Below are 18,643 nucleotides of genomic sequence, written 5' to 3'. Positions count from 1 at the left end.
TGGGCCCGCCCTCGGGAGTGCGCGCGATGAAGCTGCCCGCGATCGCCGGCGTGCGTGCGCTGCAGGGCCATGCGCTGTGGTCGGCCTGCCACCGGGTCGACACGGTGCTGCTGGCCGACGGCAGCGTGGTGCTGGCCAGCCCGTCGGCGCCGCTGGACGAGGGCGCGCTCGGGCCGGCACGCGCGCCCGCCGGGCTGGCCTTCGACGGCCACTGCCGCCTGCACCATGTGCGCGAGGACGGCGGCCTCGAGCAGGTCATCTGGGGCCGCACCGACGCCATGGGCGTGCATGAGGAGGCTGCCACGCGGTATGCGCTGCAGCCCTCGCCGCAGGTGCAGGCCGGCGGGTTGCCGGCCAGCCTGGGCGCACTCGCCGGCCAGGGCGACTTCCTCTACCTGGCCGACCCGGCCGGCCAGGCGGTGTGGGTGATCGATACCTGGCAGCAGCAGATCGCGCGCCACCTGCCGATGCCGGCCCCACCGCTGGACCTGGCGGCCGGCGATGGCCGCGTGGTGGCGCTGCTGGACGACGGCAGCACCTGGCTGCTCGCCCCCTGCGACGCGCCGCAGCGCAGCCCCTGGCCGGCGGTGGCCGGTGCGCGGCGTCTGGCGCTGGGACCACGGCCGCCGCAGGGCGGCTGGCCACTGGCCTGGGTGCTGACCCAGCCCTTCGAGGCCGGCGCGCAGCTGCACCCGCTGCATGGCGGCGCGGTGTTGCCCGCGCCCGGCTGCGGCGCGCTGCTGGTCGAGCCCACGGTGTCCGAGGACGGCTGGCATGTGCTGGTGCTGTCGCGCCAGCCGGGCCAGCCGCTGCTGCGCTGGCAGGTGGGTCCGGGCGAGACGCACACGCTGCCCGGCCTGGTGGCGCCCCACCACGACGGTCGCGGCCTGGCCTGGGCGCCCGATGGCCGCGTCGCCACCTGGACCGCGCGTGGCCTGCGCCATGCCGCGCCGGCGCGCGCCGAGCACCTGGGCGCCGGCTGGCTCTACTCGATCGCCTTGGATGCGGGCGAGGACCAGGCCCGCTGGGGCCGCGTGGTCGTCGAAGCCTGCCTGCCGCCGGGCACCCGACTGCGCATGTGGGCCTGCACGCGCGACGACCTGGACTACCCGGACCCAGTGGCCCCGGTGGTCGACGACGTGCCGCCCACGCCCAGTGCCGCCACCTGCGCGGTGCTGTTGCAGGCCACGCCGCAAAGCCTGTTCCGCGATCCCTCGCAGCCGCCGCTGATGCCGGCGCCGGCCGAGGGCTTCTCGCTGCACGACGCGCCGGTCATCGCGCCGCCCGGCCGCTACCTGTGGCTGGTGCTGCAGTTCGAAGGCACGCGCGGGCGCAGCCCGCGCCTGCGCGGGCTGCGCGTCGAGTCGCCCGGCCACGCGCTGCTGCAGCAGCTGCCGCGCACGCTGTGGCGCGAGCCGGCGGCGCGCGACTTCCTGGACCGCTACCTGGCGCCGATCGCGGCGCTGCTTGATGAGTGGGGCGGCACCAGCGCGCTGCGTCACCGCCTGCTCGACCCGCGCATCACACCGCCCGACGCCCTGCCCTGGCTGGCGCGTTTTGTCAGCCTGGTGCTCGACCCCTGCTGGCCCGAGGCCGTGCAGCGTCGGCTGCTGCTGGAGGCGGCGCCGCTGCTGCGCACCCGCGGCACGCTGGCCAGTCTGCAACGCATGCTGGAGCTGCTGACCGGCGCGCAGGTGCTGATCGTCGAGCACTTCCGGCTGCGCGGCGGCGGCGTGGTGGGCAACCCCGACAGCATCGCCTCGCAGGCCGTGCTGGGTGCGGGCTACCGGGTCGGCGGGCGCATTGGCGAGCCTGGCCCGGGCCTGATCGCCGACGCCATGCCGCCCGACGAGGACGATTTCGCGCACCGATTCACCGTCACCATCGTGGCCGCGCTCAGCGAAGCGCAGCTGGCCTGCGCCCGGCGCCTGGTGGAGCAACACAAGCCAGCTCACACCGCCTTCACGCTGTGCAACGCCGTCGGAGGCCTGCGCGCCGGCGTGGGCGCGCATGTCGGCCTGAGCAGCGTGCTGGGTGCCAGTGGTGGCTTCCAGCCGGCGGTGGCCGGCCAGGCGGCGCTGGGCTCGGGCTTCATCCTGGGGCGGCCGGCGCTGCAGGGAGACACGCCGTGACCCATGCGCTGCAGATCGACCTGCTGAACCTGCGGTGGCGTGGCGACCGCGACGAGGCGTCGCGGCGCCTGTCCGACTGGCGTGCACAGTGGGCCGCGCTGGACGGCGAGGCGCTGGCGCGCCGCTGGGTCGATGACGAGGCCTGGCTGCTGATCCGCCGCCTGCCGATCTCGCTGCGCTGGCGCGGCGACCCCAGCGACCACGAGGCAGGCGCCGCCTTTGAACAGGCGCTGGAGCAGGCGATAGCGCAGGCGGTGGCGCGCGGCGACGCCGATGTGCTGCGCTTCGCGCAGCGTCGCGCCGCGCTGGCCGACCTGCTGATGCGCGCCGCCCAGCGCGACCCCAGCCGCCACTGGGCCTGGCAGCGCATGGGCTGGCTGCCGCGCGAGGACCTGGACCCCGACGAGGTGCTGCAACGCGGCCTGGCTGCGCTGGCCGCCGAGCCCGCATTGGCCTGGCCGGTGCTGCGCCGCCTGCTGGCCGGCGAAGCGCGCTGCGCCTCGTTCAGCGCCCTGCTGCGCGTGCTGTCGCCGCAGGACTGGCAGCGCTGGCTGGTGCTGGCGCCGCCCAGCGCGCCCTGGGCGAGCCTGGTGTCCGAGGCGGTGCCTGCGGCGGTGTCGGCAGCCGAGCGCAGCCTCACGCCGGTGGCCGAGACGGCCGCGGCGCGCGAGCTTCGCCAGTGGGCCGCCCACCGACCCCTGCTGCGCGAGCGCCATGCTGCGCTGTTGGGCGCGCTGCTGGCCGCGCTGCGGCACGAGGGCCGGGCCAGGACGCCCGCGCAGGCCCGGGCCGACTGGCAGGCGGCGCTGATCGACCTGATGCCCGCCGCGCCGGGCCGCGAGCCCCACCCTGCCCCCCTGGCCATGCCCGAGGTGGACCGGCCCGCCACGCGCAGCGCGGCCCGCCGCCCAGACACCTCCACAAGCCCCCCGGCCGAGCCCAGCGACGCGCCGCCGCGCCTCACCGCGCCCGGCCCCGAGCTGCCCGAGCCGGCGCAGCGCCTGGCCACCGCGCATGGCGGGCTGCTGTTCTGGCTCTCCCGCGCGGTGGCCGCGGGCCTGACGCGCTTGCCTGCCGAAGCACCGCTGCCAAGCTACCTGCTGGCCCTGGGCCGCGCGCTGGGCGTGCCCGACAAGGACCCCGTTCAGGCCGCCTTCTGCGGCGGTCTGCGCCCGGACGACGAGCCCGACGACGTGCTGCACGCGCTGGCCAACGAGCAGGCCGTCGCCTGGGAGGCCTGGTTGGCCCAGGCGGCACCGGATCTGCCGGCGCCGCGCGTGGCGGCGGTGTGCCGCCGCGCCGGCTGGCTGCTGATCGAGCCGGGCTGGATCGAGCTGCACCTGCCGCTCGACAGCGTCGACCTGCGCGTGCGCCGGCTGGGCCTGGACCTGGACCCCGGCTGGATCACCCCGCTGGCCTGCGTGCTGAGGATCCGTTATGACGCCTGATCTGACGGCGCTGCGCCTGTCCACCCGCCGCGCGCTGGCCGCCGCAGGCCTGCGGGTGGCCGACAGCCTGCGCGCGTCCTGCGACAGCGAGCCCGACGCCGCAGCGCGGGCCCACTGGCTGGCCGCGATCGACTTTGCCCACCGCTTTGCCCATTCGCTCGGGCCGCACCAGACACTGCCGCCCGCGCACCCGCTGTCGCTGCTGGCGCAGGTGGACCAGCCGACCACCGCGACGCTGCTGACCGAGTTGCTGCTGATCGCCTGCCTGCCGCTGGCCCACGAGGGCTTCGCGGCGCTGTGCCGCCCGCTGCACCCGCTGGGCGGCGCCGCCCCCACCGCCCAGCTCGCGCTGCAGGCGCTGGAGCACAGCGCGCCACAGGGCAGCGACCCGATGGCGCTGCGCGATGCGGTGGAGGCGCTGCTGCTGCATGCGCCGCTGGCCTCGCTGGGCCTGGTGCGGCTGGCTGGCGGCGGCCCATGGCAGGGCCGCGAGCTGCTGCCCGGCCCGGGTGTCTGGGAGGCCCTGATGGGCCACCCGCCGAAGCTGGCCCGCGCCAGCCGCGTGGCCGGCTACACCCAGGTGCCCGGCCTGCAGGAATGGCTGGACAGCGGCGCGGTACAACAGGCGGTGCGTGCGCTGGCGCGCGGCCTGCCGTGCCAGATCCTGCTGCTGGGCGGCGACGCCACGATGCGCGCCACCCGTGTGCGCGCCCTGCTGGGCGCCGCCGGTGTCTCGGCCATGGGCCTGGCACTGGAAGGCTCCGACGCCACCGATGCCGCCGCCACCCGCGGGCTGGCCCTGCTGCTGGGCGACGCGCTGTGGCTGGAGGCCCGCCACGACGAGCCAGCGCCCGAGGCCCTGAGCCCCTGGCCACTGCCCGGCCCGCCGGGCAGCGTGCTGGCCAGTGCGCGCAGCGAGCGCCAGTTGCCCGACCTCGGCCTGCCGCAGCTGCGCCTGGACCTGCAGCCGCTGCCTGCCACCGCTCGCCGCAGCCTGTGGCAGCAACTGCTGCCGCAGCTCGGCGAGCAGGCCGGCCTGCTGGCGGCGCGCTACCCGGTCGAGCCCGACGAGGCCCGCGACGTGGTGCGCGACCTCGGTCTGCGCCAGTCGCTGGCCGAGGCGCCGCTGCCGCTGGACGAGATCGGCGCCTGCATCCGCGCCCGCACGCCCTTCTCGGCGCGGCCCGGCGTGCAGCGCGTGGCGCCGCAAGCAGGCTGGGACCAACTGCTGCTGCCCGACGCGCAGCGCGCCCAGCTGCACTCCGCCGTGCGCCGCGTGCTGCAGCAGATCACCGTGCTCGACGACTGGGGCTTCGCCCAGGGCCGCAGCGAGCGGCGCGGCGTGCGCACGCTGTTCTGCGGCACACCGGGCACCGGCAAGACGCTGGCCGCCGAGGTCATGGCGCGTGCGCTGGGCGTGGAGATGCTGGTGATTGATCTGGCCAGCCTGGTGTCCAAGTGGATTGGCGAGACCGAGAAGAACCTGGCCGCCGTCTTCGACCTGGCCGAGCGCTCTCGCGCGCTGCTGCTGTTTGACGAGGCCGATGCGCTGTTCGCCAAGCGCACCGAGACCGCCGACGCCCACGACCGCTACGCCAACCTGGAGACCGCCTACCTGCTGCAGCGCCTGGAGCGCTACCAGGGCATCGCGGTGCTCACCACCAACCTGCGCAGCAACCTCGACAGCGCCTTCTCGCGCCGCTTCGAGTACATCGTCGAGTTCCCCGAGCCCGACGCAGCCGCCCGCCTCGCGCTGTGGCGCCTGCACCTGCCGTCGCGGGCACCGCTGGCGGCCGATGTCGACCTGGCCGAGCTGGCCGACTGGTACGCCATCTCGGGCGCGCAGATCAAGAACGCCGCGCTGGCCGCCGCCTTCCTGGCCGCTGCCGCCGGACGGACGATCCACCAGCGCCATTTCCTCGCCGCGATCGAGCGCGAGTACGACAAGGCCGGCCGCGCCCACCCCGGCGTGCCCGCTCACCACCCGTGGCCGGCGGACGACGCCGCCACCCCCACCCTGCACCGCCCCTGACCGGAGGACCTGACCATGGCCACCACCCTGCTGCAGTACTGGACCGACGAGCGCACCTGGCTGGACGCCGCGCTGCTCAGCCTGCAGGCCGACGCCGCGCAGGCCCAGGCCGCGCTGCAGGACGCCCGCAGCCGGCTGGCCGCCGCCAGCCAGGCGCTCAGCCAGCACACCGCCGCCGACGAAGCCGCGCGCCGTGCGCTGGCCGCGATTGCGATGCCCGGCGACAGTGAGCCGCTGCTGGCCGCGATCGAGGCCGCCCGCGCCGGCCAGGCCCGCGCCCGTGCCGCCGCCGCACAGGCCAGCCAGGACGCCGCGGCCGCGCAGGCCGAGTCCGATCGCCAAGGCGCCTGGCGCGGCGTGCTGCAGGCGGAGCGCGACGTCGCGCACCGCGCCGTGCAACGCGCACAAGCCGATCAGGACACCCGCCAGCAGGCGATCGATGCGCTGCTGGCGGGCACCCTGGCCACCGACGCGGCCCAGGCCCTGACCGACCACGAAAGCACCGCCCGCGCCCGCATCGAGGGCGAGTTCCCCAGCCACGGCACCGCGGCCAAGCACTTCCTCAAGCGGGTGCGCGCCCGCCGCGCGCTGGCCGTGCAATCGGCAGCCCTGACCGCCAGCGCCGAGGCCACGGCGCGCAGCGCCTCGGACAGCGCAGTGGCGCTGGCGCAGCGCGGCCTCGACTCGGCACTGGCCGCACTGGGCATGGCGGCCGGCGGCGGCGCGGCGGTGCTGGCCGCCCAGTCAGCCGCGCTGGCCCAGCTGGCCGCGCTGCCCGCCGCCGACCCCGGCGCCGGACGCTACCCGGTGTTGACGGCCGCACAGCGCGAGCGGCTGCACGATCCCGCGCGCAAGAGCGCCCGCGAGACGGCGCTGGCCAAGCTCACCGCGGCCGACGACGCCAGCGCGCAGTGGCGCGACGCCCTCCAGGCCTACGAGCTGGCATGGCACGCGGCCATGGTGGCGCAGCCCGGCGCCTCGCGCGCTGCCCTGGACAGCGGTCTGCTGGCGGCCGAGCGCAGCGCCCTGGACGCCAAGGCCCTGGCCCGCGACAACGCGATCAGCGCCATCTCCGCGGCCGAGCAGGCCACGCTGGAGACCTGGTTCGCCAGCGTCCCCGACACCCTGTGGGCCGCACTGGAGCGGCTGGACGAGGCCCTGGCCCGGCTGGGCGCACTGACCACGCCAGCGGCCACCCTGGTGGCGGCCGTGAGCAGCGCCGAAGCCACCCTGGTCAGCGCGCTGGAGACCGAGGTGCAGGCCCACCGCGCCGCCCGCGCGACGCGCCAGGCGGCGCTGCACGCCGCCGCCCGCCTGGCGGCTGAGCAAGGCGGTCTGCCGGCGCGCGCCAGCAGCCTGGCCCGCAGCGTGGCACCCGTCTGAAGGAGATGCCGCGATGAGTGCCAGCAACTCCTCCTGCGGTTGCGGATGCGGCGGCAGCGGCGGCTGCGACAGCGCCCTGCCCGACAACCCGCAGTGCGCGCCGAACTACCACTTCGGCATGCTGCTCGGCGTCGAGGACTTCCGCGCCGAGCAGGGCTTTCACGTCGGCCGCCAGCGCCGCCACCAGCGCGCCCTGCACGGCAGCGGCGTGGTGGCCGGTTTCGCGGTGCAGACCCATGGCGAGCGCGGCGATGAGCTGCGCGTCTCGCCCGGTCTGGCGATCGATCGCCTGGGTCGCGACCTGGCGCTGGAGATGGCTCAGTGCCTGAGCCTGCCGGCCTGGTGGGCGGCACAGCAGGCCCTGCCGGATTTCGCACTGCGCTGGGGCGATGTCGACCCGCGCAACGCCTGGCTGACACTGGCGCTGCGCGCCACCTACGCCACCTGCCTGGACCGCCCGGTGCCGGCGCTGGCCGATCCCTGTGCGGGTGACGGCTCGGACATCGCCTACGCCCGCGTCTGCGAGACGGTGCGCCTGTCACTGGCGCCGGCGACCGAGCCCGCCCCTGCAACGCCCAGCCACCACCTGCTGCGCATGTGGCTGACACTGGACGAACCCCGGCTGGATGAGGACGGCCAGCCGCTGCCCGACGACGCCTGGCTGATCGCCGCCTACGCCCAGGTGCAGACGCTTGCGCGCGACGAGCAGCCAGCCGCCCGCGCTGCGCTGCTGCGCGAGGTGCTGGCGCGCAGCGTGGCCGCCGAGGACTCGGCCGCGCCGAAGCCACCCGACAGCGCCGTGGCCGATCCCGACTGGGCCGCGCTGCCGCTGGCCCTGCTGCGCGATGTCCACCTGTGGCAGGACGCCGACGGTGCGCATGCCAGCGTTGGCGCGATCGAGCTGGGCCTGCGTGACAGCCTGCTGCCCACCGCAGCGCTGCAGGCCCTGCTGCTGGCCGAGCCGCCGGCCATGCCGGTCTCGGCCGGCCCGGCGCTGGCGCGCCAGGGTCCCACGCTGATCGGCCAGGACCTGCAACTGGTCTTCACCCAGGCGCTGGCGCCGGCCAGCCTGGATGGCGCCTTCCAGGTCAGCGAATTCGACCCGACGACCGGCTGGCAGGCCTTCACGCTGGCCGCACCGTTGTATGACGAGGCCGCGCCCGCCGGCCCCACGGTGACGCTGGGCCTGGACCGCCTGCCCACCGGCGCGCTGCTGCGCGCCACCGTCATCGGCAGCGGCCCGCAGCCGCTGCTGGGCGCCACGCTGATCCCGGCCGGAGCCCTGGGCCCGGACGGCCAGGGGCGCGACCTTTCCACCACCATCACCCTCTGAGGACCCGCCATGGCCACCACCCCGGACAGCGACGTCGTCGAACTCAGCGCCAGCGATGGCGTGGTTTTCATCGCCGCGAATGGCCCGCTGACGCGGCTGCACTACTTTGACGGCCAGTACCTGCGCGCCAGCGCGCTGACGCTGGAGCAGGACTACCACCGCCAGGCGCTGCGCCTGGCCAACCGGGCCGGTGGCCACGGCGTGGTCGAAGGCTTTGCGGTGCGGCTGCAGGGCAGCGAGCTGCGTCTGGGCCCTGGCCTAGCGATCACGCCCGACGGCGATCTGGTGCAGGGCAGCAGCGAGGTGGGCGCAGCGCTGACGGCCTTGATGGGCACCGCCCAGCCCGAGTCGGTCACCGCACGCGAGGCCTTCGGCAACTGCCTGCAGGCCGCGCCCGGCCAGGCGCTGACCGACCCGCTGCAGATCTGGGTCATCACCGTCGGCCCGGTGCAGGGCCTGTGCGGCAACGAGGCGGTCTACGGCAAGCTCTGTGAGACCGCCTGCGCCACGGATTCGCGCCGGCCGTACTGGCGCGAAGGCCTGGTGCTGCGGCTGCGCCGGCTGACGCTGAACCTGCCCGGCAGCCAGGCGGTCATGCCCTCGCTGGTGCACCTGCGCAACCGCATCGCCTCGGCCTTCTTCGCCGCCGAGCCCGGGCAGCCGGCCTCGCTGTTGTCGGCAGCCGGCCTGTCCAGCGGCGTGTGGTGCGCGCCGGCCCAGTTGCCCGGCGGCGACGAGGTGCCACTGGGCCTGCTGTGGCGCGATGCCGGCGTGGCCCGGCTGGACGCCTGGAGCGCCCGCCGCGAGCGCATGGACAGCGGCGCGCGCGGCTACTGGCAGGGCCGCATGGGCATGCGCCCCTGGAACGCCTTCCTGGCCCAGGTGCTGCAGTTCCAGTGCCAGCTCTCGGGCCTGTTCGAGCCCGGCCAGCCGGTGATCCTGCCCGAGGATGACTGCCTGCGTCTGCGTGATGCGCTGGGCCAGGCCCGCACCCGGCTCGATGGTCTGCTGCAGCGCTACGCCGAGAGCGCCAAGCAGGCGCTCTACCGCATGGAGCGCCGACCCACCACCGCCGAGTACAAGCTGGTCACCAATGACCTGGGGGTGGCCTTTGCCGACCTGGGCGAGCTGCAGTCCAAGCTGGCCGAACTGGACCAGGGCGGCAACGCGCTGCCCACCCAGCGCATGCTGATCAAGGCCGGCTTCCTGCAGCTGCCTCCGGCCGGCTACCTGCCGGTGCAGCCGGGCGACAACGCCCGCGAGCAGCTCGAGCGCCTGTTTGGTGAAGGCGTGAACCTGACCCTGCACGGCGTGCGCAGCGACGAGATCGGCCATCTGCTGGAGCAGGCGCAGCACCTGCAGCGCATCTCGCTGACCCGCGGCCTGGACGACCCCACGCAGCCCGAGGCGGTCGAGGTCTTCCTGCCCGACGGCCTGGTGCTGCCCGGCCAGGCGCTGCAGCCCGGGCTGTGGTGGCGCACCAGCATCACGCTGCCCTTCGACTGGGTGGGCATGCTGGGCAAGGTGCCGCCGGAGAAGACCGGCGGCTTTGACGCCAAGTCCGTGCAGGTCCATGCGCAGGAGGCTTTGAAGCAGGCCGCGGCCTTCCGCAGCCAGGGCCAGACCAAGGCCTTTGGCGGCACCCAGAGCACCGCGCCGCAAAGCCCAGACATCGAAGGCCTGACGCGCACCGAGGCCCGGCCCGATGGCAGCGTCGGCCTGACCGCGGTGGCCACGATCAGCGTCGTCAACCCGCAGACCCAGGCGCTGACCCGGGTCTCGGGGGTCCTTGCCGGCGACCTCTCGCGCGATCCTTTCGCGCTGTCGGTAGGCGCCACCGCCGAGCTGCGCGCCGAGGGGGCGGCGGGTCTGGGCGCGGTGGGGGCCGAACTGCGGGTCAGCGGCCAGCTGACCGTCCTGGCCAGCCGGGCGCGCGATGCGGGCGCGCGTGAGTGCCTGGTGCAGATCGATGCCATCGTCACCGCGGCGGCGGGCAGCATCACCAAGACCGTGCCCGTGCGCTACACGCTGACCCTGGTCCGCCATGGCGACGGCCGCACCGGCCTGTTCCTGCTGGACGGCCCGGTGCTGGACGACAGCAATGGCCAGTTGGCGGTCGACTGGGACGGCGACCCGCTGCACGCCGACCTGAGCATCAAGGCCACCGTCCAGGGCCAGTCCTTCGAGCTGCGCCTGGTTGCGCTGGATGCGCTGCCGGCCGCGCCGGCCAGCACCTCGACGCTGGGTGCCGAGGCCCTGACCGGCCTCAGCCATGTGGCCGAGGTCAACCAGGACAGCGGCCTGCTGCTGCGCCTGCGCGAGCGCCTGTTCCCGGCGCTGGGCCCCAGCACGCTGCCACTGGCGCGCGCCACCCAGGACTGGGTGATGTTCCGCCGGGCCCGCCACTGCCTGTGCGCGCCACCCGCGGCCACGCTGCAGGACCAGACCGAGACCTTCCAGGTGTGGCACCTGAAGCTGGCCGACGAGAAGTCGCTGGAGCTGTTCACACAGGCGATCGACACCGGCAACGACGCGCTGCTGCAGACCTTCAAGCCCGCCCGCGTGGGCCTGCTGCACTACCGCGACCAGAGCGCCTACGCCGATGAGAGCGCGGCGCGGGTGCTGGCCATGTGGACCGCCGCCCAGCCCGACGCCCGGGTGGCGATCGGCCGGGTCTGGGAAGGCTCGCCCACCCGCGGCCAGGGCTGGCAGAACCACATGCGCCTGCGCCACATGCTTGAGCAGATCAGCACACTGACCGAGATGCCGCCGCCCGGCAGCGACCGGGTTCATGCGATCGAGCCGCCGCCCGGCCTGTTGGGCGACAGCGCCTACGACGGTGGCCTGCTGGTGGTGACGATGCCCGCTGCGGTGAGCCAGCACCTGCACCGCGTGATCGTCATGGCGTCAGGTCAGCTCAGCGAGCTGCTGCGGATCTACCAGAGTGCCGGCGCCGACGCGGGCTGGAAGGCCACGCTGGACAGCGCGACCAACCCCGCGCTGAGCAGGCTGGTACCGGTGTCCGGAGGTCAACTCACCGAGGCAGGACAGGCCATGCTGAAGGAGGCCATCACCGAGATCCAGGGCGAGGACGAGCTGGTGGCGAACTACGTGCTCAACCACTTCCTGGTCTCGGCACCGGCCGCCCCCGAGGGCGTGGTGCCGAAGGACGACCATGGGCTGGCGATCAGCGCCCTGCTGGCCGCCAGCCAGCAGCCAGCCAGCCTCAACGAGGTTGGCTCGGCCGAGGTCACCGCAGCGTCGCTCGAAGACCAGGTCTTCGGCGCCAGCCTGGTCGGCGTGCGGGTCAACCGCATCGACTGACGCCGCCATGGCCAGCGCGCCGCCGGTCCCTGAGGGCAAGAAGCCCGCACCGCCGCCCCCAACCAAGGCCGCGGGTGACGCCGCGGGTGCCTCGGCCAAGGCGCCCGCTGCCAGCACCAGCGCACAGACCCCGGCCAAGGCCCAGGGACCGAACAAGCCCGACAGCGCCGCCACGCCGGGCCAGGGCACGCGCAAGCCGCCGACCACACCGGGGCAGGCCGGGCCGGGCGAACAGGCCGGCCGCGTCGACCGACTGGCGGTGCGCGCCAAGCTGGCGGTCAGCGAGCCGGGCGACTCGGTGGAACGCGAGGCCGACGCGGTGGCCGACCGGGTGATGCGCATGGCCACGCCGTCGGCGGCGGCGCCATCCGCTGCCGACGCCAGACCCGACCCGCGCGCCGAAGCGCCGGTCGTGGCCCGTGCGCCCGCCGCCACCGCTGCCGGCTCCGCCGCGCAGGCGCCGCGCCGGCCCGATGCCCGCAACGCGCAGCGTCCAGCCCCGGTCCCCGCCGGCCACGCCCAGCCCGCCACCACCGAAGGAACGCGTGGCGGCCTGGCCACGCAAGGCGGCGGCAGCGGGCCGGAGATCGCCCGCGACAAGCGCCCCGAGACCCACGGCGACGCGCGCCGTGACGCTGCCGGCCGGCTCAGCGTGCCGGCCGACTTCACACAGCAGCTGGGCAGCGGCCAGCCACTCGACGCCCAGACCCGCGCCTTCTTCGAGCAGCGGCTGCAGGCCGATCTGTCCCAGGTGCGCGTACACACTGACGCCAGCGCGGACCAGGCCGCCCGGCAGGTGGACGCGCGCGCCTTCACCTTCGGCCGTGACATCGTCTTTTCCAGCGGCCAGTACGAGCCGGGCAGCGACGACGGCAAGCGCCTGCTGGCCCACGAGCTGGCCCACGTGGTGCAGCAAAACGGCAGCCTGGCACGCATGCTGATGCGCCAGCCGGCCGGCACGGCGCCGGCCGGCGGCAGCAGCAACGACATCGAGATCAAGGGCATCAAGGTCCCCGGCTTCAAATACGACCGCTACAGCGGCAAGACATTCACCCGCCCGGCCAACTACAGCCGCAGCACCGCGGGCTCGAAGCACAAGTCGCACTGGAACACGGCGACCGCCACGGCCCGCACACAGTTCGCCACCGGCGCCGGCCTGCGCGACGGCGCCATCTACGCCGCCGTGCCCAAGAAGACCCGGCTGGAGGCCGGCAATGCGGCGCTGCTGGTCGGCGAGGCCAAGGAACTGGGCCGCCTCATGCAGTTGCCCAAATGGACGCTCGACGGTTCGCCCAACACCCACGACATCGACCATGTGATCGAGTTGCAGATCGGTGGCGCGCCGATGGACAACGCGACGAACCTGGAGCTGCGCGACAGCAAGGCCAACCAGGCCTCGGGCCGCGACATCGATGCCGACATCACCGAGAAGCTCAAGCTGGTCAAGGACAAGGAGAACGGCGACCCGGACAAGATCCGCGCCAACCCGGCCTACCGCTTTGTCTTCTCCGACTTCGCCAATGGCGGCGGCCCCGGCGATTCCTCCTGCTGGACGATCGATGCGATCAACAAGCTGGGGGCGCTCGACGGCATCACGCTCTACGACCCGGATGCCAGCACCGACAGCGGCCGCGTCAAGGCCTGGCCATCCAGTGTCGACAAGACCGATTTCTTCGGCGGCCCCGACCTGCTGGTGCTCTACCCCAGCCAGCGCGGCGGCCAGCCGCGCAAGATCCCGCTGAAGAACGGCCAGCCTGCCAGCGGCCTGCCAGCCGACTGGATCCCCGGCTTCACGCTGGCCGACTTCACGCTGAACCCGGGCAGCGGCGACCAGCTGGGCTCGATCTCGATGAAGCTGGCGCTGCCGCGCTTCCCGAACTACAGCCCGGCAGCGGTACCGATCCGCAAGCTCTCCAAGGGCCTGCAGCATGCCGGCTTCATCAGTGTCGATGGCCTGCGCACCAAGATCGTCAATGACCTGAAGACCCAGACGCCGGTGCCGCAGACCAGCCCGGTGATCGTCGAGGAGGTCGACATCGAGCCGGGCACCGGTCTGGTGATCACCGGTCACATCGATCCCAGCATTCCCTTGCTGGGCGGGCCGATCGACTTCGAGGTCAGCGGCAAGACCTTCACGCTGTCCAAGACCTTTTACAGCGGCGAGCTGAAACTGCCCGGGCCGTTCAAGCCCACCTCGGGCAGCCTGACGGTGGCGATGAGCTCGGCCAGCGGCTTCTCGGTCAGCGGCGTGATGGGCTACGAGATCCCGCGCCTGGGCGAGGGCACGCTCAGTGGCAAGGGCCGCATGGACAGCTTCCTGGTGGCGGGCAGCTTCACCTTTGACAAGAGGCTCTTCGACGGCCAGGCCGAGCTGAAGGCCAGCTACGAGAAGTCGGGCGAGACCGGCCACTTCAGCGGCAGCGCCACGCTGGAGATCACCGACCAGAAGATCAAGGGCATCAAGAAGGCGCGCATCGAGGCCAAGCTGGAGGACCAGGTCTTCACCCTCGACGGCCAGGCCGAGACCAGCATCCCCGGCGTCAAGGCCTTCAGCGTGGGCATCAACTTTGCCGACGCCGAGCACTTCAGCATCAGCGGCAAGGGCGACTTCGAGGGCCTGCCCGGCATCGAAAGCGGCTCGCTGACGATGAAGCTCGACCGCGCCGGCGAGGCCTGGGAGCTCTCGGGCAGCGGCCAGGCCACGCCCAAGCTGCCCGGTGGTGCCAAGGGCCAGATCGAGGCCCGCTACGCCAAGGGCGTGGTGCTGGTGCGCGGCGGCGTGCAATTCCGCTATGGCGACGGCCTGCTCGATGGCAAGGTCACGGTGGCCGTCACCAACGCCGCCAGCCTGGATGCGGCCGGCCAACCCAGTGGCGAGGGCGGCGAGCATTTCAAGGCCGCGGGCGAGGGCGATCTGCGCGCCACGCTGATCAAGAACAAGCTCGACGGCACGCTCAAGCTGCGCCTGCTGGAGGATGGCTCGGTGCGGGTGGGCGGTGGCCTGGCAGTGGCGCCCTTCGAGGTCTTCGGCCAGTACCCGGCCGATGGCGGTGAATTCCTGAACAAGCGCTTCTCGACACCGCCGGTGCCGCTGCCGGGCCTGGGCTTCTCGGTGGGCTCGGTCAGCGTGGGCGTGACCTTCTCGGCCTCGCTGACGATGAAGGCGCATGCCGCGGTGGGGCCCGGCAAGCTGGCGGGCATCACGCTGAACGTGGAGGAGTTCGACCCTGCCACCGCGGTGCTGTCGACGATGAAGTTCACCGGCGGCGGCAGCTTCAAGGTCTTTGCCGATGCCGGCTTCAGCGCCAGCGCGGCGGTCAACCTGATCTTTGGCGCCGCGGTGGCCGAGCTGGTGGGCAGCGTGGGCGCCGAAGCCTCGGTGGGCATCCCCAAGGACAAGCCGGTGCTGGATGCGCAGGTCGACTTCAGCTACAGCCAGGCCGAGGGGCTGGACCTCAAGGGGGCGATGAACCTGGACGTGGCGCCGGCCTTGAAGTTCCGCCTGTTCGGCCAGGTCGCGGCCCGCCTGAATCTGCTGGTGGACACCGTCACGGTCTGGTCCAAGGACTGGACCCTGGCCGAGGCCAACTACCAGCTGCCGGTGGGCATCCACGCCAGTGGACAGCTGGGCTACAACTCCAAGAGCGGCAAGATCACGCCCAGCAACCCGTCGCAGGCCATCAAGGTTGAAACGCCCAAGCTCGACGGCGACGCGATCCAGGGTGTGCTGATGGGCGACAGCGCGCCGCCCAAGGTGGACCACCGCAGCGACGCGCCGCGCCAGAACAACCCGCAGGTCCAGCGCAAGCCCCGCGGCGGCGCCCCGGCGGCGCCCGACCAACCCCCACCGCCGGTGGACGAGGGCCTGACCCAGCGCCTGGGCAGTGGCCAGCCGCTGGACCTGGCCACGCGCGGCTACTTCGAGCAGCGCCTGGGCACCGACTTGTCGCGCGTGCAGATCCACACCAGCCCGGGCGCCCAGCGCGAGGCCGAGCAGCTCTCGGCCCATGCCTTCACGGTGGGCCAGCACATCGCCTTTGCACCCGGCGAGTACCGGCCCGACACCGAAACCGGCCGAGCCCTGCTGGCGCACGAACTGGCCCATGTGGTGCAGCAGACAGGCCCGCGGCCGCCAGAGGTGGCGCGCCAGGCCACCACCGCCAGCAGCGCGTCCGCCACCGTGGCCAGTGCCGGCCAGAGCTACAGCGTGGGCTCGGGCCCCTATGCCGGCACGCAGATCCAGACCGATCCGGCGAACCGCCAGTTGAGTCTGCCGACACTGCGTCTGCCGGCGCTGAAGCAGCGCAACAGCGGCCTGTTCCCGCTGCCGCTGCCAGTGCGTCAGGGCAGCCGGCCACCCACCGACCAGACCACGCTGTGGCGCGGCGCGGTGCAGGGCGCGGCGCAGACCCAGCTGAACGACCTGACCGCCGCCGCCCGCGCCCAGGGCGCCAGCGACGACAGCAGCGGCCAGACGGTCTACTTCCTGACGCTGGATCGCAGCCCCAGCTTCCTGCTCTTCGGCGCCGAGGACACGCTGCGGCCGCGGCTGGAGCTGCCGATCTGGGACCGCCAGGGCCACGGCAGCACCTTCCAGGTCGACCATGTGCGCGAGATGCAGCTCGACGGCAGCGACACCGACAGCAACTACGAGCTGCTCGAGGCCAGCGCCAACATGGGCGCCGGACGGGCGATCGCCGACGAAATCCGTGAGACCGTGCAAGGCGGTCTGCAGGCCCTGCGCGACGCCAATCCGGCAGCCAGCGGCCTGCCTGCACCCACCGCCTGGCGACAGGTCAAGAACAGCCACCGCGTGAGCTTCTCTGCGATCCGCTGGACCCTGCCGCACGATGGCTCGGCCAACGGCAGCCGCTTCTGGTCCAAGCAGGCGATCATCGATGGCGAGGCCGCCGCGATGCTGCGCCCGATGAGCCCCACCGAGCGCACCCGCCTGGGCCGTGGCGGCGCGCCGGTGTTGTTTGCCTCGGTGTCCGGGGGCGAGCCGCTGCCCTCGGTGGCCTCGGCGCGGCGCGACTGGCTGCCGCGCGTCGACCTGCTGTCGTGGAGCCCGGCCGCGCCCGGCGGCGCACCCGACACCTTGGGCACGCTCAGCGTGGACGTGTTGAAGGCGCGCAGCGGCGCCGCGCGCGCCGCCGGCATGGGCGTGCCGCCCGACTACCCGGCGCAGTCCTGGCTGGTCCGGCGCGTGCCCGGGCTGAATGCCGGCTTTGTGGACCCGGCCAGCGTGCACATGGGCGTTCGCAACAGCCTGCGTCTGCCGGGGATGAGCCCGATCGAGATGGACGAGGTCACGCTCAGCCGCGCCGGGCTGGTGGGCGAGGGCCGCGTGCTGCCCACGCTGCCGCTGATCGCCGACGCCGACATTCGCATCCGCCTGAACGGTGCCGAGGCGCAGGTCTACAAGAGCTTCTCCATGGACGAGCTGCGCCTGCCCGCACCCTTCCACCTGGACGCCTGCGACCTGACGGTGTTCTACGGCCAGCGCAGCGGCCTGGGGTTGGAGGGCCGCGCCGAGTTCTCGGTCGACCGCCTGGGCAGCGGTCACCTGGGCGCAACGGCGTCCACTGGCGGCGGCTTCGCGCTGGAAGGCGGCTTTGATCTGGACAGCGCGCTGTTCGACCGCGCCCATGTGGCCATGGCCTACCGAGACGCGCAGCTGAGCCTGGACGGCGACGTGGGCATCGACACGCCAGGCAAGGTGCGTGGCATCCGTGCGGCCCAGCTGCACCTGGCCTGGGCCGAGGGCCGATTCAGCGCCGACGGCAGTGTCGACCCCGAGATCCCCGGGGTGCGCCAGGCCGCGCTGCAGGTGGGTTACGGCGAGGACACCGGTCTGCTGATCGGCGGCCGGCTGGCGCTGGAAGCCAACCCGGCGATCCGCTCGGGCGCGGTGGACGTCACGCTAAGCCAGACCGATGGGCGCTGGCGGGTCACGGCCAGCGGCACGGCCGAGCCCGCCCTGCCCGGCGTCGACTCGACGCTGCAGGTGCGCTACGACGACGGTGCCTTCGACGCCTCGTTCAGCGGCGCCTTCGAGCGTGGCATGCTGTCAGGCACGGCCGAGCTCGGCCTCACCAACCGCACGCTCGACGCCGCGGGCCAGCCCAATGGCCCGCCCGAGCCTGGCGCGCCGCTGATCGTCTACGGCGGTGGCTCGGCCACGCTGCAGCTGGCGCCGTGGCTGCAAGGCACGGCCGGCATCCGCTTCTCGCCAGCCGGCGAGTGCACGATCAGTGGCGAGATCGCGCTGCCGGACACACTGGAGCTGTTCTCTCGGCAGGCGATCGACCGTTCGCTGTTCTCGCTGTCCACGCAGATCCCGATCGTGCCGGGCATCGTCGCCGAGGTGGGTGGCAACCTGCGCGCCAACGCCGGCATCGGCCCGGGCGTACTGGACGAGGCGCGCATCGCCATCGAGTACAGCCCCGACCATGAAGAGAACACCCACGTCACCGGCGACGCCCACTTGTCGGTGCCGGCCGACGCCGGGCTGCGCCTGGGCGCGCGCGCCGGCATCGGCCTGGGCATCACCGGCGCCAGCGCCACCGGCGGGCTGGAGCTGGGGGGCAGCCTGGGCATTGCGGGCGCGGCCGAGGCCAGCGTGCATGTCGACTGGATGCCCTCGCAGGGCCTGCAGATTGACGCCGAAGCCTCGGTGCGCGCGGCGCCGCGCTTTCGCTTCGATGTCTCGGGCTATGTGGATGTCAGCGTGCTGGGCGCCAGCCTGTACGAGCAGACCTGGGAATTGGCGGCCTGCGAGGTCGGCGCCGACTACGCCTTCGGCGTGCGCTTCCCGCTGCGCTACCGCGAGGGCGAGCCCTTCAGCGTCTCGACCGAGGACATTGAATTCGAGGTCCCCGAGATCGACCCCGAGGCCTTGCTGGGCGAGTTGGGGCGGCAGTTGTTCTAGGCAGTTGTTCTAGGCAGTTGTTCTGGGCGGTTGTTCTGGGAAGTTGTCCAAGCTGGTAGG

General features: G+C 73.5%; 7 protein-coding genes. All 7 read left to right on the top strand.

What is annotated here, in order from left to right:
- Positions 1-26: 26 nt before the first annotated feature.
- The 7 genes from KAK06_RS00850 to KAK06_RS00820 are packed head-to-tail and all read left to right on the top strand — an operon-like array spanning position 27 to position 18,583.
- Positions 27-2,132, top strand: a complete 2,106-nt coding sequence (locus tag KAK06_RS00850) for a phage tail protein (protein ID WP_210799790.1) — start codon at positions 27-29, stop codon at positions 2,130-2,132.
- Positions 2,129-3,580 carry a hypothetical protein gene (locus tag KAK06_RS00845; protein WP_210799789.1) on the top strand — a complete coding sequence of 484 codons (1,452 nt, stop codon included), beginning with the start codon at positions 2,129-2,131 and terminating at the stop codon, positions 3,578-3,580. The genes KAK06_RS00850 and KAK06_RS00845 overlap by 4 nt, the downstream gene beginning before the upstream one ends.
- On the top strand, positions 3,570-5,612 hold the full coding sequence (locus KAK06_RS00840; RefSeq protein ID WP_210799788.1) for an ATP-binding protein: 2,043 nt from the start codon (positions 3,570-3,572) through the stop codon (positions 5,610-5,612). Before KAK06_RS00845 ends, KAK06_RS00840 begins: the two co-directional genes overlap by 11 nt.
- A 15-nt stretch (positions 5,613-5,627) precedes the next feature.
- Entirely contained in the window at positions 5,628-6,995 is a 1,368-nt protein-coding gene (locus tag KAK06_RS00835; RefSeq protein WP_210799787.1) for a hypothetical protein, read from the top strand.
- A gap of 13 nt (positions 6,996-7,008) precedes the next feature.
- Entirely contained in the window at positions 7,009-8,328 is a 1,320-nt protein-coding gene (locus tag KAK06_RS00830; protein WP_210799786.1) for a hypothetical protein, read from the top strand.
- Positions 8,329-8,337: 9 nt separating this feature from the next.
- A complete protein-coding gene (locus tag KAK06_RS00825) occupies positions 8,338-11,652 on the top strand; it encodes a hypothetical protein (protein WP_210799785.1) in 3,315 nt (1,104 codons plus the stop codon).
- A 7-nt stretch (positions 11,653-11,659) separates the two neighbouring features.
- Complete coding sequence (locus tag KAK06_RS00820) at positions 11,660-18,583, top strand: eCIS core domain-containing protein (RefSeq protein WP_210799784.1); 6,924 nt, start codon at positions 11,660-11,662, stop codon at positions 18,581-18,583.
- Positions 18,584-18,643 lie beyond the last annotated feature (60 nt).

This window comes from Ideonella aquatica (genome assembly GCF_018069755.1).
GTDB lineage: Bacteria > Pseudomonadota > Gammaproteobacteria > Burkholderiales > Burkholderiaceae_C > Ideonella > Ideonella aquatica.
The sequence above is the reverse complement of the archived record's forward strand: the minus strand, read 5'-3'. Positions and strand labels throughout refer to the sequence as shown.

Bases quoted from the DNA above. Each gene is read 5' to 3' on its own strand.
- KAK06_RS00850 (WP_210799790.1), top strand. From the start codon at position 27: ATGAAGCTGCCCGCGATCGCCGGCGTGCGTGCGCTGCAGGGCCATGCG.
- KAK06_RS00840 (WP_210799788.1), top strand. From the start codon at position 3,570: ATGACGCCTGATCTGACGGCGCTGCGCCTGTCCACCCGCCGCGCGCTG.
- KAK06_RS00835 (WP_210799787.1), top strand. From the start codon at position 5,628: ATGGCCACCACCCTGCTGCAGTACTGGACCGACGAGCGCACCTGGCTG.
- KAK06_RS00830 (WP_210799786.1), top strand. From the start codon at position 7,009: ATGAGTGCCAGCAACTCCTCCTGCGGTTGCGGATGCGGCGGCAGCGGC.
- KAK06_RS00825 (WP_210799785.1), top strand. From the start codon at position 8,338: ATGGCCACCACCCCGGACAGCGACGTCGTCGAACTCAGCGCCAGCGAT.
- KAK06_RS00820 (WP_210799784.1), top strand. From the start codon at position 11,660: ATGGCCAGCGCGCCGCCGGTCCCTGAGGGCAAGAAGCCCGCACCGCCG.